At 69.0% G+C, this 8,061-nt stretch carries 7 protein-coding genes; 5 read left to right on the top strand and 2 right to left on the bottom strand.

Features of this window, described 5'->3' with window-relative positions; translation table 11 throughout:
• Nucleotides 1-151: 151 nt before the first annotated feature.
• Nucleotides 152-1,609 (top strand): aldehyde dehydrogenase family protein, encoded by a 1,458-nt coding sequence (locus ACFWO8_RS14185; protein ID WP_378949745.1) that lies wholly within the window; start codon nucleotides 152-154, stop codon nucleotides 1,607-1,609.
• A gap of 58 nt (nucleotides 1,610-1,667) precedes the next feature.
• Here the strand turns inward: ACFWO8_RS14185 and ACFWO8_RS14180 are convergent, their stop codons facing one another.
• Nucleotides 1,668-2,501 (bottom strand): SDR family oxidoreductase, encoded by an 834-nt coding sequence (locus ACFWO8_RS14180; protein WP_378949743.1) that lies wholly within the window; start codon nucleotides 2,499-2,501, stop codon nucleotides 1,668-1,670.
• Nucleotides 2,502-2,581: 80 nt separating this feature from the next.
• Between ACFWO8_RS14180 and ACFWO8_RS14175 the strand changes: the two genes are divergently transcribed.
• The gene (locus ACFWO8_RS14175) at nucleotides 2,582-3,541 is read left to right on the top strand and encodes an LLM class F420-dependent oxidoreductase (RefSeq protein WP_378949741.1); all 960 of its coding nucleotides are present in this window, start codon (nucleotides 2,582-2,584) and stop codon (nucleotides 3,539-3,541) included.
• A 45-nt stretch (nucleotides 3,542-3,586) separates the two neighbouring features.
• On the opposite strand, the gene ACFWO8_RS14170 is transcribed toward ACFWO8_RS14175, so the two are convergent.
• Nucleotides 3,587-4,600: a 2Fe-2S iron-sulfur cluster-binding protein gene (locus ACFWO8_RS14170; RefSeq protein ID WP_378949739.1), complete on the bottom strand. Its 1,014-nt coding sequence runs from the start codon at nucleotides 4,598-4,600 to the stop codon at nucleotides 3,587-3,589.
• A 56-nt stretch (nucleotides 4,601-4,656) separates the two neighbouring features.
• On the opposite strand from ACFWO8_RS14170, the gene ACFWO8_RS14165 reads away from it, so the two are divergent.
• Genes ACFWO8_RS14165 through ACFWO8_RS14155 form a run of 3 tightly spaced genes read left to right on the top strand, consistent with a single transcriptional unit; the run spans nucleotide 4,657 to nucleotide 8,060 of the window.
• Complete coding sequence (locus ACFWO8_RS14165; RefSeq protein WP_378949736.1) at nucleotides 4,657-6,087, top strand: class I adenylate-forming enzyme family protein; 1,431 nt, start codon at nucleotides 4,657-4,659, stop codon at nucleotides 6,085-6,087.
• Complete coding sequence (locus tag ACFWO8_RS14160) at nucleotides 6,065-6,985, top strand: acyl-CoA dehydrogenase family protein (protein WP_378949734.1); 921 nt, start codon at nucleotides 6,065-6,067, stop codon at nucleotides 6,983-6,985. Before ACFWO8_RS14165 ends, ACFWO8_RS14160 begins: the two co-directional genes overlap by 23 nt.
• Entirely contained in the window at nucleotides 6,972-8,060 is a 1,089-nt protein-coding gene (locus tag ACFWO8_RS14155; protein WP_378949732.1) for an acyl-CoA dehydrogenase family protein, read from the top strand. The genes ACFWO8_RS14160 and ACFWO8_RS14155 overlap by 14 nt, the downstream gene beginning before the upstream one ends.
• Nucleotide 8,061: the final 1 nt, after the last annotated feature.

Below are 8,061 nucleotides of genomic sequence, written 5' to 3'. Positions count from 1 at the left end.
ACGAGCACTCCCAGCAGCACACCGGCTGCGACCACCAGCCTGCCGCACAACCAGCAGCCGCGTGAACCCCCGAAAAACCTACGACCAGGACCACTAAGCCTGTCTTCGACAGATGTAGCCATGCTGGCTGTGACGCCGAAGGGGATGCGCGATGACGCTGCGATCGGTACTGGACGAAATAGGTGAACGACCCGGAAAGGGTGAGGTCATCCCGATCATCGACCCGGTGACCGAGGAGCAGATCACCGAGTTCACCGACTGTGGGCCCGAAGCGGTGGACGAGGCGGTGGCCCGCGCCAAGACCTCCTTCGAGGCAGGCGTCTGGCAGGGGCTGCCCGGGCGCGAACGGGCCAAGATCATGTGGCGGATCGCCGACCTCATGGACGAGCACGCGCAGGAGCTGGCGGAGCTCGACTCGCTCAACACGGGAATGCCGCTCGCTCAAGCGAATATGATCGTTCCCACGTGCGCCGAGTTCTTCCGCTACTACGCGGGCTGGTGTACCAAAGTCAACGGCTCGTCCTACGAGGTACAGATGACCGGCGGCGTCTCCGGCGCCTACGCCGACATGCACGCCTACACCCTCAAAGAGCCCTACGGCGTGGTCGGCCTGATCTTCCCGTGGAACGGGCCGGTGTTCAACGCCTGCGCGAAGCTGGCGCCCGCGCTGGCCGCCGGCTGTAGCAGCGTGGTGAAACCCGCTGAGGAGACACCACTTTCGGCGCTGCTGCTGGATCGGCTCATCGCCGAGGCGGGCGTGCCCGACGGTGTGGTGAATCTGCTGACGGGCTACGGGCACACCGCCGGTGCGGCGATCACCGCGCATCCCGATGTCGAGAAGGTGGCCTTCACCGGCTCCACCGAAGTCGGCAAGCAGATCGTGCAGGCCTCGGCGGGCAATCTCAAGAAGGTGATGCTCGAGCTGGGCGGCAAGTCGCCGGTGCTGATCTTCGACGACGCCGACCTGGACATGGCGGTGATGATGGCCGCGATGGGCATCTTCGTGCACTCGGGCCAGGGCTGTGTCTGCGGTTCCCGGATCTTCGTGCAGCGCGGGGTGTACGAGCGCGTCGTGGAGGGCATCGCCACGGTGGCGAACAACCTCAAGCTGGGCGGCCCCAAGGAAGAGGGCACCATGATCGGCCCGCTGATCAGTGCCAAGCAGTTGACCCGCGTCATGGGCTATATCGACGAGGGCAAGTCCGACGGTGTCGAGGTGGTCGCCGGCGGGCACCGCCTCGACCGCAGTGGCTATTTCGTCCATCCCACCGTGCTCACCAATGTGGATCCCGCGACGAGCAGGCTCTACCGCGAGGAGATCTTCGGCCCCGTGGTGACGGTGCTCCCGTTCGACGACGAAGACGAGGCGGTCGCGATGGCCAATGACACCTCCTACGGTCTGGCTGCCACGGCGTGGACGACCAACCTCAGCCGTGCGCACCGGCTCGCCAAGCGGCTGCAGGCGGGCACCGTGTCGCTGAACTGCCAGCTGGTGTTCGACCACGGGGTGCCCTTCGGCGGCTACAAGCAGTCGGGCTGGGGACACGAGTTCGGGCGCGAAGGCGTCGAGTCGTACATGAAGACGAAGTCGGTCTGGGCGCAGCTCTGAACCGGTAACGAGAAGCGGCGGCGGGGCAATCCCGGCCGCCGCTTCTCGCGTTGTGCGGTCAGTCCACGAACAGGTCGCGGGTCGGGTGCTCACCGCCGCCGTAGCGGGACAGGTCGTCGATCCCGGCGAACCGGGTGACGGCCTCCGCGTCGAGGAAGCACCGGCCGGTGACGACACTCGCCGGTTGGGCGGTGATCGCCACGGCGGCGTCGGCCATGATCCGGGGGCTGCGGGCCGAGGCGAGCTGCTCGGCGCCGTCCTCCAGCGCCGCGACGGCCGAGGTGGCGATGAACGTCTGGGGCCACAGGCAGTTGAATCCGATTCCGGCTGCACCGAATTCGGCCGCCCACCCCTGGCTGAGCAGCGTCATGGCGTACTTGGACTGGGTGTAGGCCGGGTGCGCGCCGAGCCAGTGCGGGGCGAGGTTGACCGGCGGCGAGATGCTCAGGACGTGCGGGTTGGCCGACTTGCGCAGGTATGGCAGGCAGGCCGTGGTGAGCAGGAAGGTGCCGCGCACATTGATCTCGTGCAGCAGGTCGAAGCGCTTGATCGTCAGCGTCTCGGTGGGCTCGGTGGCGATGGCGCCCGCGTTGTTCACGCACACGTCGATGCCGCCGAACCGCTCGATCGCGATGGCCACAGCGCGGGCGACATCCTCAGCGCGGCGAACGTCGCCGACCACGGCGGCGGCCCGGCCACCGGCGGCCTCGACCTCGGCCGCGGCGGTGTGCACGGTGCCGGGCAGACGGGGATGTGGTGCGTCGGTCTTGGCCAGCAGCACGACATTGGCGCCCTGCTCGGCGGCGGCCACGGCGATCGCCGCGCCGATGCCCCGGCTGGCGCCGGAGATGAGGACGGTGCGGTCGCGCAGCGGGTGATCCTGGTCTGTCATCTCATTCTCCAAATATGGTATTGGTGTTCTCATTCTACGCAAGTAGCATATTCACCAACTTGGACCCACTTGGAGGAACCGTGCGTATCGGCGTGATGATCGGCCCGGAGAGAGGCGACTCGGGGCGCAAGCTCGAGCGCATGCTGCGCGATATCGCCTGGGCGGAATCGGCGGGGCTCGACACCGCCTGGATCCCCCAGATACCCACCGACTTCGACGCGCTCATCACCGTCGCGGCGATGGGCCTGGCCACCTCGCGGATCGAACTCGGTACGGCCGTGGTCCCGCTCCAGGCCCAGCATCCGGTCACGCTGGCCCGCCAGGCGCTCTCGGCGCACGCGGCGGCGGGCGGCAGGCTCGCCCTCGGGGTGGGGCCCTCGCACCACTGGATCGTGCGCGACATGCTCGGCCTGCCCTACGACAAGCCCGCGGCCTACACCCGCGACTATCTCGAGGTGCTCTCGGCCGGACTCACCGGCAGCGGCTCGGTAGATGTCGAGAACGACACCTTCACGGTGCACAATCCGCTCGATCTCGGCCCGGTTGCCCCGGTTCCGGTGCTGGTCGCGGCGCTGGGGCCGGTGATGTTGCGGATCGCGGGGGAGCAGGCCGACGGCACGGTCCTCTGGATGGCCGACGAACGCGCGATCGCCGATCATGTGGTGCCGCGGATCACCAAGGCCGCCGCCGATGCGGGCAGACCCGCGCCGCGCGTGGTCGCCGGATTGCCGGTGTGCCTGTGCGCGCCGGGGCAGGTGGACGAGGCGCGCGAGCGCGCGAACCGGATTCTCGGCGAGGCCGAGGTCTCGCCCAACTATCAGCGGCTGCTCGAACAGGGCGACGCGCGCACCATCGGTGACCTGTGCCTGGCCGGCGACGAGGACGCCATCGCGGCGGGACTGCGCCGCTACGCCGAGGCGGGTGCGACCGATATCTCGGTGCGGCTGTTGCCGATCGGCGACGATCGCGACGCGTTGGTCGCCTCCAAGCAGCGCACCAGGGCGATGATCGCCGAGCTGGCCCAGCAGCTGCGTGGCTGATGCCCCGGTGGCGCCCGGTGGTATTCGCCTGGGCGCCACCGGAACTCACTCGTAGTCGACGGTGAGGTCGGTGGAGTCGGGCACGGCCTGGCAGGTCAGGACGTAGCCGTCGGTGACCTCGTCGTCGGTCAGCGCGTTGTTCTGGCGCATGGTCGCCCGGCCCGCCGTCAGCTTGGCGATGCAGGTCGCGCAGTTGCCTTGTTCGCAGGAGAACGGCGGGGTGAGGCCACCGCGACGCGCGCTTTCCAGCAGCGTCTCCCCGCCTTTGCGAGGTACCGATCGCTTCTTGCCGTTCAAGATCACCGTGATGGTGCCACCTGAATCCGGATCTGTCGCAGCGTTTTCCGCTGATGGTGCGGTGTTCTCGGCGACGGGTGTGGCGAAGCGTTCGCTGAACACCACGCCGGGTCCGGGGAGAGCTCGCTCCACCAGTTCCATGAAAGGCTCTGGCCCGCAGATGTAGTGGTCACCAGGCGCGTCGGCACCGACGAAGGCGCGCACGGCCGCCGCGTCGAGGAATCCGCGCTCGCTGTCGAGGTGGCGGACCACCTCGAGGCGATCCGGATAGCGAGCGACCAGCTCGGCGAGCGCCTCCTCGAACAGCATCGATGCCCGGTCGCGGTCCGCGCACAGCAGCCGGACCCGGCGGGTGGTGCCGGCCAGTGCCGCCTTGGTGAGCGACAGGATCGGGGTGATGCCGCTGCCGCCGCTGAAGCCGAGCAGCGCGACCTCGGTGTCGCGCAGGCAGAACCGGCCCGCGGCCTTGGACAACTCCACCTCGTCGCCCTCGGTGACCGTGTCCAGTAGCCAGTTCGACACCGCCCCGCCGGGTACGCGTTTGACCGTGGTCATCAGCTCGGTGTCGGTCTCCGGCGCGCTGGACATCGAGTACGAGCGGAACAGTTCGGTGCCGTCCACGGTGACCCGGAACGTGCAGAACTGGCCGGCCCGGTAGCTCAGTGGGCCGTCGTGCGGGGCGAGCACGAAGGTGCGTGCGTCCGGGCTCTCGGTCACCACCCGGGTCACGGTCGCTCGCAGATATGAAGAGAGTGTCGCCATGGACCGCATCCTCCTGGTATGAAGATTCTATCGTAATGAGAATAGTATTCTCTCTCATGAGACGGGAACCTTCCAAGATGGCCGATACCGAGCCGAGCGCACTCGTATTCGAGGATCGGGCCTACACCGCGAACGAACTCGACACCCTCGCGGCCGGGCTCGGCGGGGAGCTCACCGCAAGGGGCGTCCGGCCGGGGGACCGGGTGGCGCTCATGTCGTCGAATCGGCCCGAATTCGTCGTCGCGGTGCTGGCCGTGTGGCGGATCGGCGCCTGCGTCGTCCTGATCAGCCCGGCCTGGAAACACGACGAAGTCGCGCACGCCGTCGCGCTCACCACGCCGGTCGCCGCGCTGGGCGACAGTCCAGTGCTCGGTGCACTACTGACGATGCGGCACCTCGACGACCCCATCGTCACCTCGGAAACCCCTGCGGCCGAAGCTGATCCGGCCGCGGACGCGGTGCTGGTTTTCAGCTCCGGCACCACGGGAATGCCGAAAGCGGTGCGGCACACGCACGGTTCGCTGGCGGTGGCGGTGCGGCAGTGGACCGAGGTGCTCGGGCTCACCGGCACCGATCGGATCCAGATCGCCACCCCGCCCTCGCACATCCTGGGCCTGCTCAATATCGTCACCGCGTTGCGGGCCGGTGCGTGGATGCGGCTGCACCGGCGCTTCGACCTGAACACCATGCTGTCCTGTATCCAGGACGACCGCATCACCGTCGAGATGGCCGTCGCGCCGATCGCGATCGCGCTCGCGGCGCATCCCGATCTCGAACGCTACGACCTGAGTTCGCTGCGCTACATCATGTGGGGCGCGACCCCGGTGACGGCGAGTATCGCCGAGACGGTGACCGCGCGCAGCGGGGTGTCGTGGCTGCCTGCCTACGGTGCCAGCGAACTGCCGGTCATCGCCTGCAATCCCCTCGACGGTGCCCGCCTGGATTCGGTCGGCAAGGCCGCGCCGGGCGTCGAGATCCGGGTGGTCGACCTCGACACCGGAAAACCGGTGGCGGCGGGGGATACCGGTGAGATCCAGTGCCGCTCGGCCTCGACGATGGCGGGCTACCTGCCTGCGGAGGCGACCGCGGACGCGTTCGACGGCCCGTGGTACCGCACCGGCGATGTCGGCCATGTCGACGCCGACGGCTGGATCCGGATCACCGACCGGGCCAAGGAGATGATCAAGGTCCGCGGTTTCCAGGTCGCGCCCGCCGAGATCGAGGCGGTGCTGCATGCGCACCCCTTGGTCAGCGACTGCGCGGTCTTCGGCACGCCCGACCCGCACGACGGGGAGGCGGTGGTGGCCGCGGTCGCCGTGCTCGACACCGTCGCCGCCGACGAGCTGATCACGCTGGTCGGTGATCGCCTGGCCTCCTATAAGCGGCCCCGGCGTGTCGTTTTCGTACCCGAGATCCCGCGCCTGCCCTCGGGCAAGGTGCTCCGCCGAGTCCTCGAGGAGCGTCATGGACGTCCGACTGACCAGTGAGCAGCGTCAGCTGCGCGATGCCGCGGCCCGGCTGGCCGACGAACTCGGGCCCGGCTCGGTAGCCGAGCTCGACGACGTCAACCGGCGGCAGCGGCTGGAGAAGGCGGTCGATGCCGCCGGGTGGCGCGCTCTGCGCTCCGACGGCGCCTCCGGTGTCGAAGTCGCCCTGGTCGCCGAGGAATTCGCGCGGGGACTGGTGGATGTGGCGTTCCTGGGGCCCGTCCTGGCCGACGACCTGCACCGTGCGGTCGAAGGCCGAAGGACGATCGGCGCCGAAGGCCGGTGGACGATCGGTGCCGACGGCCGCGCCGTCGACGCCGACGGCCGCGACCGGGTGCTGCTGCTCGACGACCGGCGGCTGCGCGCCGCCGCGGTCGGCGCCCGCCTGCCCGGTGCGGATCTCACTCGGGCGAGCGCCGAAATCGGCACGGCGACAGAGTTACTGGGGGAGCTGTCACCCGACCAGCGGACCCGGTGGCAGGCACTGGCCGTCACCACCACGACCGCCGATCTGCTCGGCGCGGCCCGCGGAACCCACCGGCTGGCCGTGGATTACGCCAAGGTACGCGCACAATACGGGTACCCCATCGGCACCTACCAGGCGGTGGCGCATCTGCTCGCCGAAAGTTTGGCGCTGATCGAGGGATCGATCAGCGTGCTGCGCTACGCCGCCTGGTCGGTCGACGAGTTGCCGCCCGCCGAGGCTTTGCGCGCGGCCCGGATCGCCAAGGTCTACACCGCGCGCGCCGCCCGCACCGTGTGCGAGACCTCGATCCAGGTGCACGGCGGCATCGGCAACACCTGGGAGTGCCTGGCGCACGTCTATCTGCGCCGGGTGCTGACCTCGACCGAACTGTTCGCAACCCGTCTGGAGGACATCGACCGTGGACTATCGTGATTCGCCCGACGAAGCCGCCTTCCGTGCCCGCCTGCGCGAGTGGCTGGCAGGCACGGCCGCGTCCTTTCCCGCGTCCGGCGACGAGTACTGGGCGCGCGCGGGGGACTGGCATCGGGCTCTGTACGGCGCGGGCTTCTTCGGTCTGTCCTGGCCGAAGGAATTCGGCGGGCACGCGCTGGCGCCGGTCTACGACGTCATCCTCGACGAGGAACTGACCAGAGCCGGCGCACCGGCCCGCCCGAGCCTCGGCTACCTGGTGCACGGGCTGGGCAGGCACGCGAGTTCGGCACTGCAGCAACAGTTCCTGCCCGGCATGATCGACGGCTCGCAGCGCTGGTGCCAGGGCTTCAGCGAACCGGACGCGGGCTCGGATCTGGCCGCGCTGCGCACCACGGCCACCCGCGAGGGCGACGAGTACGTCCTGCACGGGCACAAGATCTGGACCAGCTACTCCGATGTCGCCGACTGGTGCCTGCTGCTGGCCCGCACCGACCCGGATGCCCCACGGCACAAAGGCATTTCGGGATTCGTCGTTTCGATGCACCAGCCCGGGATCGAGCAGCGGCCGCTGCAGATGATCAGCGGCGTCACGCGTGAATTCGGGCAGGTGCGGTTCGACGGTGCTCGTGTGCCGGCCGACCGCATGGTCGGTGCGCCCGGTGACGGCTGGAAGCTGGCGATGACGGTGGTCGGGCACGAACGTGAACCTTCCACCCTGGGTTTCGCGGCCCGCTACGCCAAGACCGTGCGGCAACTCGAATCCCGGGTAACCGGCCGCGTGCCCGACGAACTCGCCTGGGCCGCAGTCGAATCCGAGATGCTGCGGCTGCATGTCCGGCGCAGGCTCTCCGAACAGCTCGACGGCCTCGTGCACGGCCCGGACGGCTCCCTGGACAAGCTGCTGATGACCTGGGCCGAACAGTCCGTCGGCCACGCGGCACTGGCCGTGGCGGGCACCGGTGACGACGAGATGTTCGGCCACTACCTCTACAGCCGTGCCCAGAGCGTCATGGGCGGCACCTCGCAGATCCAGAAGAACATCATCGCCACGCGAATTCTCGACCTAGGAGCCTGAC

The organism is Nocardia sp. NPDC058480, from assembly GCF_042720495.1.
Taxonomy (GTDB): Bacteria; Actinomycetota; Actinomycetes; order Mycobacteriales; family Mycobacteriaceae; genus Nocardia.
The sequence above is the reverse complement of the archived record's forward strand: the minus strand, read 5'-3'. Positions and strand labels throughout refer to the sequence as shown.